Annotated in this window: 20 protein-coding genes; 12 read left to right on the top strand and 8 right to left on the bottom strand. The window is 65.8% G+C overall.

Annotated features, from left to right (window positions below):
* The 3 genes from Q7T84_RS17775 to Q7T84_RS17765 all read right to left on the bottom strand — a co-directional run.
* Positions 1-703 (bottom strand): sulfatase-like hydrolase/transferase (locus Q7T84_RS17775; protein WP_304811500.1); only part of this gene is annotated, 703 nt, incomplete at its 3' end.
* Between the two features lie 247 nt (positions 704-950).
* On the bottom strand, positions 951-1,859 hold the full coding sequence (locus Q7T84_RS17770; RefSeq protein WP_304811498.1) for an aminoglycoside phosphotransferase family protein: 909 nt from the start codon (positions 1,857-1,859) through the stop codon (positions 951-953).
* Positions 1,860-1,893: 34 nt separating this feature from the next.
* On the bottom strand, positions 1,894-2,226 hold the full coding sequence (locus Q7T84_RS17765) for a putative immunity protein (protein WP_304811496.1): 333 nt from the start codon (positions 2,224-2,226) through the stop codon (positions 1,894-1,896).
* A 24-nt stretch (positions 2,227-2,250) separates the two neighbouring features.
* On the opposite strand from Q7T84_RS17765, the gene Q7T84_RS17760 reads away from it, so the two are divergent.
* Together Q7T84_RS17760 and Q7T84_RS17755 are read left to right on the top strand one after the other, a co-directional pair.
* Positions 2,251-2,781, top strand: a complete 531-nt coding sequence (locus Q7T84_RS17760; RefSeq protein ID WP_304811488.1) for a GNAT family N-acetyltransferase — start codon at positions 2,251-2,253, stop codon at positions 2,779-2,781.
* Between the two features lie 132 nt (positions 2,782-2,913).
* Entirely contained in the window at positions 2,914-4,917 is a 2,004-nt protein-coding gene (locus Q7T84_RS17755; RefSeq protein WP_304811486.1) for a translation factor GTPase family protein, read from the top strand.
* Between the two features lie 4 nt (positions 4,918-4,921).
* On the opposite strand, the gene pncB is transcribed toward Q7T84_RS17755, so the two are convergent.
* Positions 4,922-6,295 (bottom strand): nicotinate phosphoribosyltransferase, encoded by a 1,374-nt coding sequence (gene pncB, locus Q7T84_RS17750; protein ID WP_304811484.1) that lies wholly within the window; start codon positions 6,293-6,295, stop codon positions 4,922-4,924.
* Between the two features lie 257 nt (positions 6,296-6,552).
* Between pncB and Q7T84_RS17745 the strand changes: the two genes are divergently transcribed.
* Positions 6,553-7,200 (top strand): PEPxxWA-CTERM sorting domain-containing protein, encoded by a 648-nt coding sequence (locus Q7T84_RS17745; protein ID WP_304811482.1) that lies wholly within the window; start codon positions 6,553-6,555, stop codon positions 7,198-7,200.
* A 63-nt stretch (positions 7,201-7,263) separates the two neighbouring features.
* Here the strand turns inward: Q7T84_RS17745 and Q7T84_RS17740 are convergent, their stop codons facing one another.
* Positions 7,264-7,482: a hypothetical protein gene (locus tag Q7T84_RS17740; protein WP_304811480.1), complete on the bottom strand. Its 219-nt coding sequence runs from the start codon at positions 7,480-7,482 to the stop codon at positions 7,264-7,266.
* Positions 7,483-7,574: 92 nt separating this feature from the next.
* A complete protein-coding gene (locus tag Q7T84_RS17735; protein WP_304811478.1) occupies positions 7,575-8,054 on the bottom strand; it encodes a hypothetical protein in 480 nt (159 codons plus the stop codon).
* 75 nt (positions 8,055-8,129) lie between these two features.
* Here Q7T84_RS17735 and Q7T84_RS17730 point away from each other — a divergent pair, with 75 nt between their 5' ends.
* Together Q7T84_RS17730 and Q7T84_RS17725 are read left to right on the top strand one after the other, a co-directional pair.
* Positions 8,130-8,570: an SRPBCC domain-containing protein gene (locus Q7T84_RS17730; RefSeq protein ID WP_304811476.1), complete on the top strand. Its 441-nt coding sequence runs from the start codon at positions 8,130-8,132 to the stop codon at positions 8,568-8,570.
* Positions 8,571-8,613: 43 nt separating this feature from the next.
* Positions 8,614-8,979, top strand: coding sequence for a YbaN family protein (locus Q7T84_RS17725; protein WP_304811474.1), 366 nt, complete (start codon positions 8,614-8,616; stop codon positions 8,977-8,979).
* Between the two features lie 27 nt (positions 8,980-9,006).
* Here Q7T84_RS17725 and Q7T84_RS17720 read toward each other — a convergent pair whose 3' ends face one another.
* Entirely contained in the window at positions 9,007-9,558 is a 552-nt protein-coding gene (locus tag Q7T84_RS17720; RefSeq protein WP_304811472.1) for a hypothetical protein, read from the bottom strand.
* A 182-nt stretch (positions 9,559-9,740) separates the two neighbouring features.
* Here Q7T84_RS17720 and Q7T84_RS17715 point away from each other — a divergent pair, with 182 nt between their 5' ends.
* The 7 genes from Q7T84_RS17715 to Q7T84_RS17685 all read left to right on the top strand — a co-directional run bounded on the left by Q7T84_RS17715 (position 9,741) and on the right by Q7T84_RS17685 (position 14,759).
* Positions 9,741-9,923 carry a DUF3606 domain-containing protein gene (locus Q7T84_RS17715; protein WP_304811470.1) on the top strand — a complete coding sequence of 61 codons (183 nt, stop codon included), beginning with the start codon at positions 9,741-9,743 and terminating at the stop codon, positions 9,921-9,923.
* A gap of 7 nt (positions 9,924-9,930) precedes the next feature.
* Entirely contained in the window at positions 9,931-10,701 is a 771-nt protein-coding gene (locus tag Q7T84_RS17710) for a sulfite exporter TauE/SafE family protein (RefSeq protein ID WP_304811502.1), read from the top strand.
* A 56-nt stretch (positions 10,702-10,757) separates the two neighbouring features.
* Positions 10,758-11,249 carry a hypothetical protein gene (locus Q7T84_RS17705; protein WP_304811468.1) on the top strand — a complete coding sequence of 164 codons (492 nt, stop codon included), beginning with the start codon at positions 10,758-10,760 and terminating at the stop codon, positions 11,247-11,249.
* 104 nt (positions 11,250-11,353) lie between these two features.
* The gene (locus tag Q7T84_RS17700; protein ID WP_304811466.1) at positions 11,354-12,043 is read left to right on the top strand and encodes a PEPxxWA-CTERM sorting domain-containing protein; all 690 of its coding nucleotides are present in this window, start codon (positions 11,354-11,356) and stop codon (positions 12,041-12,043) included.
* 265 nt (positions 12,044-12,308) lie between these two features.
* Positions 12,309-13,130, top strand: coding sequence for an alpha/beta fold hydrolase (locus Q7T84_RS17695; protein ID WP_304811463.1), 822 nt, complete (start codon positions 12,309-12,311; stop codon positions 13,128-13,130).
* Between the two features lie 35 nt (positions 13,131-13,165).
* Positions 13,166-13,924, top strand: a complete 759-nt coding sequence (locus Q7T84_RS17690; protein WP_304811461.1) for an alpha/beta hydrolase — start codon at positions 13,166-13,168, stop codon at positions 13,922-13,924.
* Between the two features lie 52 nt (positions 13,925-13,976).
* The gene (locus Q7T84_RS17685) at positions 13,977-14,759 is read left to right on the top strand and encodes an alpha/beta hydrolase (protein ID WP_304811459.1); all 783 of its coding nucleotides are present in this window, start codon (positions 13,977-13,979) and stop codon (positions 14,757-14,759) included.
* A gap of 3 nt (positions 14,760-14,762) precedes the next feature.
* Here the strand turns inward: Q7T84_RS17685 and rsmA are convergent.
* Positions 14,763-15,393 (bottom strand): 16S rRNA (adenine(1518)-N(6)/adenine(1519)-N(6))-dimethyltransferase RsmA (rsmA, locus tag Q7T84_RS17680; protein ID WP_304811456.1); only part of this gene is annotated, 631 nt, incomplete at its 5' end.

Genomic DNA, 15,393 nt, shown 5'->3' with positions numbered 1-15,393 from the left:
TGTCGGGGATCAGGGCCTGCTGCTGGCCGACCCAGGCGATGGCCTTGTCGGTCATGTCGGCCATGAAGTGGTAGCCCTCTTCCGGGGTCTTCTCGACCTCAATGGGGGTCGTCCCCTCATAGAGCGACGGGTACCATTGGTGAGCCTCACCGCCGATGAAGCCGTAGAAGTACTCGAAGCCGCCACCGCCGGTCGGCCAGGCGTCGAAGGGACCCGCGGGGCTGGTCTCCCAGACCGGGACCTCGTGGCACTTGCCGAACTGGGCGGTGGCGTAGCCGTTCAGTTTCAGCGTCCGGGCGATGGGCGAGGCGGTGTTGGGCAGGATCGAATTGTAGCCGGGCGCGCCGGTGGCGATTTCGGTGATGCCGCCCATGCCCACCGAGTGGTGGTTGCGGCCGGTCAGCAGGGCCTGGCGGGTGGGCGAGCACAGCGCCGTGGTGTGGAAGCGATTGTACTTGAGCCCACGGGCCGCGAGCTTTTCGGCGTTCGGCGTCAGGCAGGGCCCTCCGAAGGCGCTGGCCGCGCCGAAGCCGACATCGTCGAGCAGTACGATCAGGATGTTCGGTGCCCCCTTCGGCGGGCGTAGTTGCAGGATCGGCGGATACTTGGTGTCCGGATCCTTGGCGTCGTAGGTGACCAGTCCCGTCCGGGCGCGATCAGGGATCGGCAGAACTGTACGAGAGATGTCGTGCGAGGCGCTCATGGCGACGTCCTTCCCCGGATCGGCGGGCGATGGCCAGGAGGCGCGTCCGCGTTGAGGACGCTCAAGCTATTGTCGCGAATACCGCCGGTATATCAGGCTCAACCCTTAGATGGGCCTGGGGGGTTGAGGGCATGCATGCGCGACCGGGGATGACGATGCGAGTGCGGGACGAGCCGGCTATCGCCAGATGCGCATACTCCCTCAATCAGCTTCACCGACAGTACCCCAGTGAGGAAGCATCCACAGGCTAGGGGGTTCGCCGGTGTTCGGCGATCAGGTCGTCGATGATCTGCTGCGACTTCTCGGCGTCCAGCGGGTTGGCGCCGGGCAGGGCGGCGTAGACGATCAGGGCCTTCCACAACGTCCAGCCCCGGCCGCGCGCCCAGGTGGCGGGACCGAGCGGCAGGCTGGCGCGGAACGCCTCGCGGCTGTCGCCCTCCAGGCAGGTCCAGGCGATGGCTAGGTCGCAGGCCGGATCGCCGATGCAGCAGCAACCGAAGTCGATGACGGCGCTGAGCTGGCCGTCCCGGACCAGCAGGTTGCCAGCCGAGACGTCGCCGTGGACCCAGACTGGCGGTCCGGTCCAGGTCGCCGCCAGGGCCGCCGCCCAGACCTGGGTCGCCGCCTCGCCGTCGATACGGTCGCCGAGCACCTCGATCGCCTGGCGGGTCTCGGCGTCGTAAGTCGAGAGCGGTCCGCCGCGATAGAAGTTATGCCGGCCGGCCGGTGGACCGCCGGTGGTGTCGATCCGCTGAAGGGCGTTGAGAAATTTCGCCAGGGCGGCGGCGAACTGGCTGTGGTCAGTGATGGGGCCGGCGGAGGCCGTCTGGCCCTCAAGCCAGCCATAGACCGACCAGGGCCACGGGTAGTCGTCGCTCGGCGCGCCCATCGCCAGCGGAACCGGGATCGGCAGCGGCAGGCGAGGCGCGAGTATGGGCAGCCACTGTTGCTCCTTGGCGACCTGATCGGCGTAATAGCTGGCGCTGGGCAGACGCACGATCATGCGTTCGCCAAGGTGGAAGGTGCGGTTGTCCCATCCACCCTGGGCGATGGGGCGCACCGTCAGATCGGCCCATTGGGGGAACTGAGCGGCGATCAGCGCGGTGACGAGAGCCCCGTCGATGCGGACCTTGCCGGATTTGGTCTGGTCGGACATGCCGGGTGACCTCGCACGCAATACCGCCGTTCGACTACGTGGATTCGGGTTCAGCCGCCGCCGCATAGGTGGCGGCGTGCCGGGCGTGGCCGGCGACGTGGACGGTGGCTGCGGCATGGCCCGCCGCGCGGGCTGCGGCGCGAGCTGGGCGATCAGTAACGTCACGGGCCGCTGAGTGGGCGGCGAAGGCCGCGGCGCGGGCCTGCCCGACCGTGATCTCGCCCCGGGTCCATGCGCGCGCGGCGGCTATGGCCTGGCGCGGACGATCGTCGTGCGGGCGTTGGTTCTCAAAATATGGGAGGACAAGTTCGGCGAGGTCGGCGGCCCTGAGCACCAGCGTCCTGTGTTCGCCCGCGTCGCGTTTCATCCATCCCCCAGCCCGTTTGCGCCCATGACTGTAACCCTGACCAATGCTTCCGCGCAGCAGGAGCCGATCCTCCAGAACCTGATGCAGTTCTACACCCACGATTTCTCGGTGTTCTGGGCGGGCACGTCGAGAGGCGATCTGGCGGCGGACGGCCGGTTCGAGGCCTATCCGATGGCGGACTATTGGAGCCGTCCTGGCTGGTCGGCGCAATTGATCTGGCAGGATGGCGTCCTGGCCGGCTTCGCGCTGGTCAACGACCAGAGCCATTCCGGCGCGCCGGTTCAGAGCAGCGTCGCCGAGTTCTTCCTACTGAGAAAGCACCGGGGCGGCGGCGTCGGGCGCGAGGCCGCGGAGATAATGTTCTCGCAGCGCCCCGGTTCGTGGGAGGTGGCGGTGGCACGCAAGAACGTCCGAGCCCTGGCCTTTTGGCGACGGGCCATCCTGGAGTCGGGACGGGCCGGCGAGGTCGCGGAGACCGATATCAGCGACGCACACTGGAACGGACCGATCCTGCGGTTCCTCTGGGCAGGTCAGGAGGGGGACATGTCCACATAACGCGGGTTGCCATCGGCTCGCGCCTCTGCTGTGCTGCGCGCCACAGTTACCGGTCCCCGGAGAGTCAGATGCGCCAAAGCTTCATGTCCATCGAGAAAGGATTCACCACTTTTCGACAGGAATTGAAGCTCTATGCGGATGCTCAACCTCGGGATTCTGGCGCACGTAGACGCCGGAAAAACTAGCCTAACCGAAAGACTGCTCTACGCGGCCGGCGTCATCGATGCGATCGGCAGCGTCGACGACGGCAATACACAGACCGACTCCCTGGCCCAGGAGAGACGTCGCGGAATTACGATCAAGTCGGCGGTCGCCTCGTTCGTCCTGGGCGACATCACGGTCAATCTGATCGATACGCCCGGTCACCCCGACTTCATCGCCGAGGTGGAGCGGGTGCTGAGCGTATTGGACGGCGCCGTCCTGGTGATCTCGGCGGTGGAGGGCGTGCAGGCCCAGACGAGGGTGCTGATGCGCACCCTGCAACGGCTGGCGATCCCCACCCTGATCTTCGTCAACAAGATCGACCGGCGCGGGGCGCAATACGACGCCGTGTTGGCTGCCATTGGCGAGCGGCTGACCCCGGCGCTTGTCGCCATGGGCGCCGCTGATGGACTTGGCGAGCGCTACGCCCAGTTTACTTGCCATGGCGCTGACGACCAGGACTTCAGGACCCGCCTGACGGAACGGCTGGCCGAGCATGATGACGCCTTGCTCGAGGACTATCTGGGTGGGGAGAAGGACGTCGCCTACCGGCGCCTGCGTCGGCAACTGGCCTCGCAGACCAAGCGGGGCTTGGCTCATCCGGTGTTCTTCGGTTCGGCCATCACCGGAGCCGGGGTCGAGGCGCTCATGGCCGGGATCGCCGAACTGCTCCCGGCCCGAAAGGGAGACGCCGAGGGACCGCTCCGCGGCTCTGTCTTCAAGGTGGAGCGGGGACCGGCGGGCGACAAGATCGCCTTTGTGCGGATGTTCTCGGGCAGAGTGCGGACGCGTGATCGGCTGCTGATCCGGGCCGTGGAATACAAGGTCACAGACGTCGGGGTGTTCGAGGCCGGCTCGGTCGTGCGGCGCGGCGTCGTGTCGGCGGGCGAGATCGGCAAGTTATGGGGACTGGGGGACGTGCGGATCGGCGACGCCATAGGCGAGCCGCGCGCCGGTGGGGCTGAGCACCACTTTGGGCCGCCGACCCTGGAGACCGTGATCACCCCGCGTCGCCCAACTGACCGAGGGGCGCTGCACGCAGCGCTAGCGCAACTGGCCGAGCAGGACCCGCTGATCAACCTGCGGCAGGATGATCAGCGCGGCGAGTTGTTCGTCTCGCTCTATGGGGAGGTGCAGAAGGAGGTCATCCAGGACACCCTGGCGGGCGACTTCGGCGTCGAGGTGGAGTTTCGCGAGACCACGACGATCTGCATAGAGCGCCCGGTCGGGACGGGGGCGGCGGTCGACTTCATCAAGTTAGGCGGCAATCCGTTCTTGGCGACGGTGGGCCTACGTATCGACCCGGCGCCCGTCGATTCTGGTGTGAGGTTCCAGCTTGAAGTCGAGCTGGGCTCCATCCCCTTGGCCTTTCACAAGGCGGTGGAGGAGAGCGTCCACAAGGCGTTCGCTCAAGGGCTCAACGGCTGGCTGGTCACCGACTGCGTCGTGACCATGACCCACTCGGGATACTGGGCAAGGCAGAGCCACTCCCACGCCGTGTTCGACAAGGCGATGTCGAGCACGGCGGGCGACTTCCGCAACCTGACGCCGCTGGTGCTGATGGCGGCGCTTCGGGAGGCCGGAACCGTCACCTGTGAGCCGATGCACCGGTTCGAACTGGAACTTCCGGGCGACCTGCTGGCGGTCGTGTTGCCGGTGCTTGGCCGACTGGGGGCGATTCCAGGAACGCCGACGATACGGGGGAGCGCTTGTCGGCTGGAGGGCGAGATCGCGGCGGCGGGGGTCCATGCGTTGCAACAGCGCCTGCCGGGCCTAACCCGCGGGGAGGGCGTGCTGGAGACCGCCTTTGACCACTATCGCCCGGTGCGGGGGGCAGCCCCGAGCCGGCCGCGGAGCGACCTCAATCCGTTGGACCGCCGGGAGTACCTGCTCCGGATCGCCCGGCCGGATTTGGCCCAGCTGTTGGTGCGATGAACGGTTAGACGCTGATCGGGGTCCTGACGCGGCCGGCGTCGCCGAAGACGCGGAGGTAGCGGGCGATCTCGGTGGGATCGCCCGTGGCCTTTGCCGGGTTGTCGGAGAGCTTCACGGCTGGCCGGCCGTTGGCGCTGGTGACCTTGCAGACCAGCGAGATCGGGGCGAGGGCGTCGCCCTCGCCATGGCCGTTGCTGGGCAGGCAGCCCTTGAAGTCGTTGGTGAGGTTGGTGCCCCAGCCGAAGCTGGTCCTCACGCGGCCGGCGAAGTGAGCGTGGGCCTGTTCGATGGTGTCGATATCCATGCCGTCGGAGAAAACCAGCAGCTTGGAGCGCGGATCGACGCCCTTGGCCTTCCACCAGGCGATGATCTCCTCGCCGCCGTCGATCGGCGGGGCGCTGTCGGGCCTGAAACCGGTCCAGTCGGCGACCCAGTCGGGGGCGTCCTTGAGGAACGCGCGGGTGCCGTAGGCGTCGGGCAGGGCGATCAGGAGGTTGCCGCCATAGGTTTGCCGCCACTCGTCGAGCACGCGGTAAGGGGCCTGGCGCAGTTCGTCCTCGGTGCCGGCCAGGGCGGCGGCGACCATTGGCAGTTCGTGGGCGTTGGTGCCGATGGCCTCCAGGTCGTTGTTCATGGCCAGCAGGACGTTGGAGGTTCCGAGCAAGGCGTCGCCGACGCCTTCCTTCAGCGCCTCCACGCACCAGGCCTGCCAGAGGAACGAGTGGCGGCGGCGCGTGCCGAAGTCGGAGAGGGCCAGACCCTCAAGCTTGCGCAGGCGCTCGACCTTGCCCCACAGCTTGGCCTTGGCGCGGGCATAGAGCACGTCGAGGGCGAAGCGGCCCTGATCGCGCAGGGCCGCGCGGGTGCGCAGTTCGTTGAGGATGGCCAGGGCCGGAATCTCCCACATGGTGGTGTGGGTCCACGGACCGTGGAAGTGCAGCTCGTACTGGCCGTCCTTCTTCGACAGCTCGTAGTCGGGAAGCCGGAAGTCGCGCAGCCAGGCGATGAAAGCCGGGGTGAACATCTGGGCCTTGCCGTAGAAACTGTTACCGGCCAGCCAGATCAACTCCTTGTTGGTGAAGGCGAGCGTGCGGGCGTGGTCGAGCTGGGCGCGCAATTCGCCCTCGTCGATCACATCGGCCAGCCGCACATTGCGGCTGCGGTTGATCAGCGAGAAGGTCGCCTGGACATCGGGGTGCAGCGACCAGATGAGCTGCAGCATCAGCAGCTTGTAGAAGTCGGTGTCGAGCAGGCTGCGCAAGATGGGGTCCAGCCGCCAGCCGTGATTATAGGTGCGGGTCGCGATGTCGGTCAGGGCCATGGGGCGATTACAGCATGGCGCGATGGTGTTTGCAGCCTTGGCAAGCAGGTCGCTCAACGCAGGCTGTGGAATGCCGTTGCGAATAAATGGCAAGTGCAGTGGGGCGTTCGCGCAGTATTTATATCAGAAGGCGAGTTGATATCTGAACTGCAACCTGCCGGCCAAAAAAAGACCGTCGTTATGTGAATCGGCTTGATGCAAGCGCTCGCCGGTGCTCCTTGTTAACCACGGGCTGACGCTGGCGTCGGTCGATTTGGACATAACAAGGGCAATCCGTGGGGCGAGATCAGCCTTAGCAATCGGGGTTACAGACCATGAAGAAGGTCCTGGTGTCCGCGGTCTTTGCAGCGACAGCATTGACCGCCATTCCTGCAACGGCGGCGACACTTTTCTACATTCCTGGGCAGAACTACGCCGAGAAGGTCCATAACGATCAGCAGGCGGATGGAACCAGCGTTACGCTGCTGAGCAAACCATCGGACTATTCCGTCCAGTACACGGCTGACGACACCATTCATCTGAATGGGAACGGATTTGCGCAGCAGGACGGTCCGTTCAGCTACCTGACCATAGATCCGCTTGGCGTGGACTTCACCAAGATCGGCCTGACGGTCTATGCCGACAAGGACGCCAAGTACAACGTCACCTTCGATGTTTTGGTGAACTTCGCAGGCGGCGGTTCGCAGATCCTGAACGCGATCCTGCCTTCGAATGGCAAGATCGATATCTGGGCTGAAAATCTGGAAATATTGGACAGCATCAAGATCTACAATCTCATGGGTTCAACCAGTAAGGACGGCTACGCGACCAGCTTCGACTTCGAAGGCGTCAAACACACCTCCTTCGACGTGGCGGGCGGGGCCGTAGTTCCGGAACCAGGGACTTGGGCGATGATGATTATTGGCTTTGGCGCAGCGGGGGTGATGATCCGCAGCTCACGGCGTAAGTACGCCGCCGCCTGACCCCCAACTTGACGCTAAGACATAGAACGCCGCCGGACCGATAGGGCCGGCGGCGTTTCTCGTTCAGGCGCTTTGCGACCGGGCCGGCAGGTCGCCCATGGCCAGGGCTCCGTCGGGAGATAGCTGGGCTATGCGGCGGCCCTTGTCCCAAAGTTCGGCCGGGCAGGGGCGCAGGTGCATGGCGATGAAGTGGTCGATGGCCTCGGCGTCGCTGGCGCATTCCAGCGTCCCGCCGAGCTTTAGCCGGATGCCTTCCAGCAGGTAGATCTGATAGTTCGTCATGATCGCCCTCCAAGTCGGGTGACGACTTTGTGCTCCTGTCTGCGTGATGAAGTCTGTCGGGCGCCAGACAGTTCTCACTCGCGGGTCGGCCCTTAGGTCACCTCGCCGAAGTCGTCCGGCACGGCCTTTTCGATACCCTTCTTGAACTCGGCGACCAGCCCGCCAACGCCCAGCGCGGCGCTCAGACTTTCAAGCAGGATGTCGATGAACTCGAGAAGCTTCTTGAAGAGGCCGCGCGCCGGGCGGATGGAGCCTCTACGGCTGGCTTCATAGCGCCGGCTTTGCGCCTCGATCAGCGCGAGCTTGAAGACAAGCGATGGTCCGGTCAGGCCATGACGCTCGAGGGCGGGCAGGATATCTCGCATCCCGAGCGCGTCGCGCATGAGGGCCAGTTCACGCGGCACCGGATCGAAGGCGTCCAGCGCCAACTGGTGGAACTCGATTGGGATCAGGTCGCCGGGCTGGGCCTCCAGAGCCTCGCGCAGTTGATCTTCGAGACTATGCAGAAAGGCGCTTAGATAGCCGACCGGATCATAGGCTTCGCCGGCCGGCGGTACGCTGAACTGGGCCATGAGCAGCCTCCACAGCAATTCCCCGCGACCTTAGGAGCGCGCTGACGGCGCCGCAACCTGCGCTATAGTCGGGCCATGCACAGGATTTCCACCGAGGCCGTGATCCCTGCGTCGCCCGACGAGGTCTGGGCGGTGCTGGCCGACTTCTCGCGCTATACTGAGTGGAACCCGCTAAACCTGGAGGCACGGGGGGAGGCGCGGCTGGGCGCGCGGGTGCCGATGGTGTTCCGCAATCTGGCCGCGGGCGGCGAGGCGGTCGTTCGCCAGACCGTGCGGATCGTCGCCGCCGAGCCAGGACGGGAACTGGCTTGGTCGGGGCATGTGCCGTTCCTGTTCGCCGGACGCCATGGCTTCGTCCTGACCCCGCAGGGGCGCGGGACCCATGTGCTGCATACCGAGATCCTGGGGGGGCTGCTGGCGCGGACTTGGAGCAAGGCCAAGATCGCTCGCGATTTCACGCCGGCCTATGAGGCGGTGAACGTCGCGCTGGCCGCTCGCGTCGCGGCGCTGCACTGACCCCCTATCCATCGGCGCGTTTCTGATAGAGACTCGCAACAGTATGACGCGGGCGATCTATTTGTTTTTGGGACTGGGGTTCACCGCGCTGGGCGTGGTGGGCGCGTTCCTGCCGTTGTTGCCGACCCCGGTGTTCCTGATCCTGGCGGCCGGCTGTTTCGCCAAGTCGTCGCCGCGGATGGAAGCCTGGATCCTTGACCACAAGGACTTCGGCCCGCTGGTGCGCGGTTGGCGGGAAAACGGGGCGATCCCTCGCAAGGCCAAGGTGCTGGCCTGCACCGGGATGGCGGGTGGCTTTGCGCTGTTCTTCCTCAGCGTCCATCCCAAGCCCTGGCTGGCCGTGGCGGTCGCCGCCGCCCTGGCCGCTTGCGCGCTGTTTGTGGTCTCGCGGCCCGGCGCGCGCCAATAGGCTTATCCGGCTCTAGATGTGGGGGCGCTAGTCTTCGACGCCGAGCAACTGCAGGAAGCTGACCACCGCCACGCTCTTCGCCTGGGGGTTGGGGGAGCGGGCCTCGATCCATAGTGGGACGATGATCCAAGCCTTTGGGAAGCGCCTCAATTCGCGATCGTTCATGTCGGCAAGATGGGCGAGGCCGGAGGCGGATTCGGCGCAGGCGCGGTGCATGGGGGCGATGGTGCCGCAGTCCAGGAGAGACTGGTCGTCAGGCATATCGGCCGGGAGCGTTGGGCCGAGCCCCTTGGCGCGCAGGGTCCCGGCGGTAGTCGGCCGGGCGGTTCGTGTCCACCGGTCGTCATCGGGGGTCTGCTCGCCACACATTGGGCAACGCATCTCGCGCACGGACTTGCGTTGGCGGAACAGGTGGGCGCGGGCGTAGAGCGGCTCGCCGGCGCCGGGCTTGATCTGTTGGCCGGCGGCAAGTTGGCCATCGACGCTGGGGCAGGGAGAGACGCCGGTCTGTTGTTCCAGCGACCAGCTTGAAATCCAGGGGACGTCGACGCCGATCTTCATGCTTGCCGCGGCGCTCATTTCGCACCTCTGACGATGGGGAAGCAGGACGCGTGGGCGACGATAGGGCGATGGATCAACATGGGGGACAATTGAGCGCAGAAAGTCGTCGTGCGCCACCGCCCGTTTGAGACCAGGAGCAATGGGCGTAGGCGGCGGGCGCCGGACTTGGTATTGCGGGCGCTTAGGAAGCGGAGAGCGTCATGGCCGAACCGAAGGGCAAGCGGGACTTTCGCGACAATCCGCGAATCGACGTCCGCGAGCGTCACGAGGTGGCGTTCTGGGCCAAGCGCTGGGGCGTGAGCCCGGACCAAGTCGTGGCCGCGCACCGCAAGGTCGGCCACAACGTCAAGGACATCGCGGCCGAGCTCGGCAAACGGAAGTGACGCCCCGCTGCTGACCGATCCCTTCTTCTACGCGGTCGCGATTCCGGCGGTGATCCTGCTTGGCCTCGCCAAGGGCGGGTTTTCGGGGATTGGGGTGATCGCGGTGCCGCTGATGGCGCTGAGCGTCTCGCCGGTGCTGGCCGCCTCGATCACCCTGCCGATCTTGATCGTCCAGGACGTGGTCAGCGTGTGGGCGTTCCGCAGGACCTGGGACAAGCGCGTGCTGCTGGTGATGCTGCCCAGCGCGGCGATCGGAATCGGGCTGGGTTTTTCGTTGGCCGCGTTTGTGAAGCCCGGCGCGGTCGAACTGGCGGTAGGCGCGATTTCGGTGGTGTTCGCCGTGCAGCGTCTGTGGGTCGAACGGGCTACGGCGCCGGTCGGCGAGGCGCGGCCCGAGGGCCTGCCCTGGCGCGGGGTGTTGGCCGGGGTGGCGGCGGGATTCACCAGCCAGATCGCCCATGCCGGCGGGCCGCCGTTCCAGATCTATGTAATGCCAAAGAAGCTGGCGCGAGACGTGTTCATCGGCACCAGCGCGATCTTCTTCGCCGTGGTCAATTGGATGAAAGTCCCGGCCTATTGGGCACTGGGCCAGTTCACCCGCGAGAGCCTATCAACCGCCGCCGTGCTGCTGCCTCTGGCCATCGCCTCGACCTGGGCCGGGGTCTGGCTGGTGCGGCGGGTGCCGGGTCGAAACTTCTACAAGATCATTTATGGGCTGCTGATCGTGGTGGGCGGCAAGCTCGCCTGGGACGGCTCCAGGGCCCTGCTGGTTGGATAAGGCCATAAGAGCGCCCATATCAAAGCTATAAGCTTGAGCTTCAGTGGAGCGTGCACATGCGGACATCATCGAAAGCGATGGCGGCGGGGATCATCGTCCTAGCCATGGCCGCCAGCGGCGCGCAGGCCCAAGAAGTCATGAGCACCGCCGGGGCCACCGGCGCGCCGATCAGCGACGTGGTGGCGACCGAGCCAGCGGCGACGCCGCCCGTAGTCGCGCCGTTGGAAGACACCTCCGCCCAGATCCAACGGTGGCTGGCCGAAAGCCCGACGAACCCCGACGATCGCGACGGCCGCCTTCTCGACCTGCGGCGCGAAGATCGCCAGATGCACGGCGAGGTTGGGGTGGCGATCGGAACTGGCGGCTACCGCAGCGCCTACATCACCAGCGTCATGCCGCTGGGCGACAAGGGCACGCTGGCGCTCAGCTTCAGTCAGGACAAGAACGCTCGCGGCTACTATCGCGGGGCATATGGCTACCCCTATGGCGTGCCGCTCGGCGAGGGGCTGATGGGCTACGGCGCGCCTGGCCGCGGACCGGTCTGGTAACGGGCGCCCTTTGTCCCGAAGGTGGAACGACGTTCTGGCGCCCGTCTTGCTCCCTGTCTTTCATCGGTCCCGAAAGCGGGCAGGTGAGGCACACGGGGAAAGCTATGAAGAAGTTCCTGGTTACGTTGGCGGCGAGCGTGCTCTTCGCCCTTCCGGCCTACGCCGGCACGGTTTTCACCGACAATTTCAACGCTGATAACGGCGGCGCCAGCAGCCTGAACTATGGTGGCTTCGCGAACTGGAACGTCACCGGCGGGACGGTCGACATCGTGAAGAGCGGCGACTACGGCATCACCTGCGCCGGGTCCTGCGTCGACCTCGACGGCAGCACCGGCCAAAGCGGCAAGATCCAGACCAAGCAGGCGTTCAACTTCACGTCCGGCAACCTGTTGGACATCAGCTTCGACGTGGTCGGCAATCAACGGGGCGGCTCGGCCGACACCCTGTTCGGCGTGCTGGTTTTCGACACTCCGACGACGCTGCACAACGTGACCTTCATGGGGCAGAGCCTGGGCGATTTCACCGGGCCGTCCTACACCTTCAATATCGGCGCGATCTCGTCGAACTACCCGCTGACCAACGCCAGCTTCTCGGCGATCACCGGTAACGGCGGCAGCTTCCGTCTTCAGTTCGGGACCAACAGCGGCGGCGACAACATGGGACCGCTGCTCGACAATGTGAAGGTCGGCATCTCCTCGGCGGTGCCGGAGCCGGCGACCTGGGCGATGATGATCGCGGGCTTTGGCTTGGTGGGCTCGGCGATGCGCCGTCGCCCGACGCTTCAACTGGCCTAGCCGTCCCCTATTTCGAAGCCGAAGGGCCCGCGCCTCGCGCGGGCCCTTTTTCGTGGTCGCCTTCGGGGCATCGCACCAGTGCGAGTGAGCGCCTTCTGGGCAGGCGCCGATTTGTCGTCGCGACACTCGCCATCGGCGCTGAAGTTCGATGAGAGTTCACGCTTACCGTGCGCTGTGCAAAGCTCTCGGCAACCGAGAGGGTATCCACCGTACAGAGCCAAGTTGAACACTCGACGCGTAACCGCCGCAGCTGAAGGGAAAGACGATGGCCACGATCACGACGAAGGACGGTGTCACGATTTTCTACAAGGACTGGGGGAAGGGGCCGCCGGTGCTGTTCTCCCATGGCTGGCCGCTATGCGCTGACGCCTGGGACGGCCAGATGGCGTTCCTCGGGGCGCAAGGCTACCGGGTGATCGCTCATGATCGCCGCGGTCATGGCCGCTCCGATCAGACCTGGGACGGCAACGACATGGACACCTATGCCGACGACCTCGCCGCGCTGATAGAGGCCCTGGATCTCAAGGAACTGGTCATGGTCGGCCACTCGACTGGAGGCGGGGAGGTCGCCCACTATCTGGGACGCCATGGAACGAGCCGCGTGGCTAAGGCTGTGCTGGTCAGCGCCGTGCCGCCGTTGATGCTGAGGACCGCCGGTAATCCAGGCGGGTTGCCGATCGAGGTCTTCGACGGCATCCGTAAGGGCACTTTCGACAACCGCGCCCAGTTCTACAAGGACCTGGCGACACCGTTCTTTGGCTACAACCGGCCCGGCGCCACCTTGTCCGAAGGCGTCCGGGACTCGTTCTGGCTGCAGGGAATGATGGGCGGCCTCAAGGGGCAACTTGACTGCATTCGGGAGTTTTCCGAGGTCGACTACACCGAGGACCTCCGGAAGATTGACGTACCCACACTGGTCATCCATGGCGACGACGACCAGATCGTGCCGATCGACGCCGCGGGACGGATGTCGGCGAAGATCATCAGGGACGCGACGCTGAAGGTCTATCCGGGCGCGCCGCATGGGCTGGCGGTCACGCACCAGGACCAACTCAACGCCGATCTGCTGGCCTTCATACGGGGCTGACGCAAATGAGCCAGGGGGGAGGGAGATCTCTGGTTTTGATCCATGGGGCGTGGGTCACGGCCGAGTCCTGGGACACGTTCCGCCAGCCGTTCGAGGCGGCTGGCTATACCGTGCACGCGCCCACATGGCCGATGCTAGGCGGGCGCAGCGCCCGGCAACTGAACGAGAGCCCGCCGGCCGGTTTGGGGGCGCTGACCACCGGCGCCATCGTCGACCACCTGCAGGGCGTTATCGAGACGCTTCCGGACCCGCCGCTGCTGGTGGGCCACTCGTTCGGCGGGCTGTTCACGCAGATGCTGCTGGATCGTGGCGTTGGGCGAGCGGGGGTGGCGATCAATCCCGTGCCGATCGGCGGCATCGTGCCGGGGCCGACGTCGCTGACCGCCGTGCTGCCGGCGATCGCCCGCTGGAACGGCTGGAACCGTCCCTATGCGATGAGCCGCCAGGTGTGGTCGAACCGGTTCGCCAACACCGCGCCGCTCGCGCTCCAGAATGGGTCCTACGACACCTATGTGATCCCGACCTCAGGCCGGATCCTGCATCAAGCCGCGACATGGCTGGGAACTGTCGTGAGGCCCGAGCGCCGCAAGGCGCCGCTGCTGATCACAGGTAGCGAGGGAGATCGGCTGATCACGCCCTACATCTCGCGGGCGACCTTCAAAATCCAGCGCCGTTCAGAGGCTCCGATCGACTTCACGCTGTTTTCTAACCGATCCCACCTGCTGATCGCCGAGCCAGGCTGGGAGGAGGTCGCAGGGCGCGCGATCACGTGGGCGGCGAGCCGCGATGTCTAAAGTGAAGCTTAGTAAAATCTGTAAATACAAATAATAGCGGGAGATACTTCACGTGAGCCAAAGCTTGACCAAGACCGTGGTGTTTGTCCACGGCGCCTGGATGACGCCCGAGTGTTGGGACAGCTTGCGCCAGCCGTTCGAGGCGGCGGGCTATTCGGTTCACGCCCCGACTTGGCCCTATCTCGACAAGGGGACAGCAGCGGAACTCCGGGCTAATCCTCCCGCCGGCCTTGGCGGATTGGGGATCGGGCCGATCGTCGACCACTATCAGGCCTTCATCGAGAAGCTGCCGGAAAAGCCGTTGATCATCGGCCACTCCTTCGGCGGCCTCTATGTCCAGATGTTGCTCGACCGGGGACTGGGTGCGGCTGGTATCGGGATCAGTCCGGGGCCGGTCGGCGGGGTCATTCCCGGGCCGATCTCGCTGGCGGCCGCCTTGCCGGTGATCGCGCGGGTGGGCGGCTGGATGCGCCCTTACACCTTGTCGCCGGAGGGGTTTGCGAAGAACTTCGCCAACACAGTCTCACCCGAAATACAGGCGGCCGCCTATGACAAGCTGGTGGTCCCGACGCCGGGTATGATCTTCTACCAGGCGGCTGGTTCGATCGGAACATGGGTCAATCCCAAGCGGCGTTCGCAACCGCTGCTGGTCATCGCCGCCGAGCACGATCGCACCGTCACGCCCTATGTCTCGCGGGCGTCGTACAACGTTCAGAAGCGCTCCGACGCCAAGACCGACTTCAAGCTATTCCCGGACCGCTCGCACTTCCTGATCGCCGAGCCTGGCTGGGAGGAGGTCGGCGACTTTGCACTGACCTGGGCCCAGGGGCTCTGAGGCTCAGCGCCGACGCCAGGCGTCGGCGAGGGCGAGGAAGCCTTTGATGTCGATGGTTTCGGCGCGGGCTTCCGGTGCGACGCCGGCGGCCTCGCACAGATCAGCGCCGCCCAGGGCCTTGAGGCTCGAGCGCAGCATCTTGCGGCGTTGGCCGAAGGCGGCGGCGGTGATCGACTGGAGCGCGTCGAGGCGGGCCGCTTCCGGGCGCTGGGCCAGGGGTGTCAGGCGCACCACAGCCGAGGTGACCTTCGGCGGCGGGGTGAAGGCGCGGGCCGGAACGTCCATCACCACCTGGGCGTGGCTGGTCGCCTGGACGATCACCGAGAGCCGGCCATAGGCGTCAGAGCCCGGTTCGGCGGCGACCCTATCCGCCACTTCCTTCTGGAACATCAAGGTCATGGAGGCGGGTGTGAAGGGACCGGTCAGCCACTTGATCAACAGCGGCGTGCCGACATTGTAGGGCAGGTTCGAGACCATGTGGGCCGGCGCGCCGGCCGCCACGGCGGTCTCATCCGTGGTCAGGGCGTCTTCGAGCCGCAGGGACAGGGCGCCGTCCGAGGCGAGCGACAACTCTTCCAGCAACGGCGCGAAGCGGGGGTCGGCCTCGACTGCGGTGACGCGGGCGCCGGTTTCC

It is taken from the genome of Phenylobacterium sp. (assembly GCF_030654915.1).
Classification (GTDB): Bacteria; Pseudomonadota; Alphaproteobacteria; order Caulobacterales; family Caulobacteraceae; genus Phenylobacterium.
The sequence above is the reverse complement of the archived record's forward strand: the minus strand, read 5'-3'. Positions and strand labels throughout refer to the sequence as shown.

What these genes read in the sequence shown, in the direction of transcription:
- Q7T84_RS17740 (WP_304811480.1), bottom strand. Translation starts at nt 7,482, where the DNA reads ATGACGAACTATCAGATCTACCTGCTGGAAGGCATCCGGCTAAAGCTC.
- Q7T84_RS17720 (WP_304811472.1), bottom strand. Translation starts at nt 9,558, where the DNA reads ATGAGCGCCGCGGCAAGCATGAAGATCGGCGTCGACGTCCCCTGGATT.
- Q7T84_RS17755 (WP_304811486.1), top strand. Translation starts at nt 2,914, where the DNA reads ATGCGGATGCTCAACCTCGGGATTCTGGCGCACGTAGACGCCGGAAAA.
- Q7T84_RS17705 (WP_304811468.1), top strand. Translation starts at nt 10,758, where the DNA reads ATGCGGACATCATCGAAAGCGATGGCGGCGGGGATCATCGTCCTAGCC.
- Q7T84_RS17760 (WP_304811488.1), top strand. Translation starts at nt 2,251, where the DNA reads ATGACTGTAACCCTGACCAATGCTTCCGCGCAGCAGGAGCCGATCCTC.
- Q7T84_RS17770 (WP_304811498.1), bottom strand. Translation starts at nt 1,859, where the DNA reads ATGTCCGACCAGACCAAATCCGGCAAGGTCCGCATCGACGGGGCTCTC.
- Q7T84_RS17765 (WP_304811496.1), bottom strand. Translation starts at nt 2,226, where the DNA reads ATGAAACGCGACGCGGGCGAACACAGGACGCTGGTGCTCAGGGCCGCC.
- Q7T84_RS17730 (WP_304811476.1), top strand. Translation starts at nt 8,130, where the DNA reads ATGCACAGGATTTCCACCGAGGCCGTGATCCCTGCGTCGCCCGACGAG.
- Q7T84_RS17715 (WP_304811470.1), top strand. Translation starts at nt 9,741, where the DNA reads ATGGCCGAACCGAAGGGCAAGCGGGACTTTCGCGACAATCCGCGAATC.
- Q7T84_RS17725 (WP_304811474.1), top strand. Translation starts at nt 8,614, where the DNA reads ATGACGCGGGCGATCTATTTGTTTTTGGGACTGGGGTTCACCGCGCTG.
- Q7T84_RS17695 (WP_304811463.1), top strand. Translation starts at nt 12,309, where the DNA reads ATGGCCACGATCACGACGAAGGACGGTGTCACGATTTTCTACAAGGAC.
- Q7T84_RS17745 (WP_304811482.1), top strand. Translation starts at nt 6,553, where the DNA reads ATGAAGAAGGTCCTGGTGTCCGCGGTCTTTGCAGCGACAGCATTGACC.
- Q7T84_RS17700 (WP_304811466.1), top strand. Translation starts at nt 11,354, where the DNA reads ATGAAGAAGTTCCTGGTTACGTTGGCGGCGAGCGTGCTCTTCGCCCTT.
- Q7T84_RS17735 (WP_304811478.1), bottom strand. Translation starts at nt 8,054, where the DNA reads ATGGCCCAGTTCAGCGTACCGCCGGCCGGCGAAGCCTATGATCCGGTC.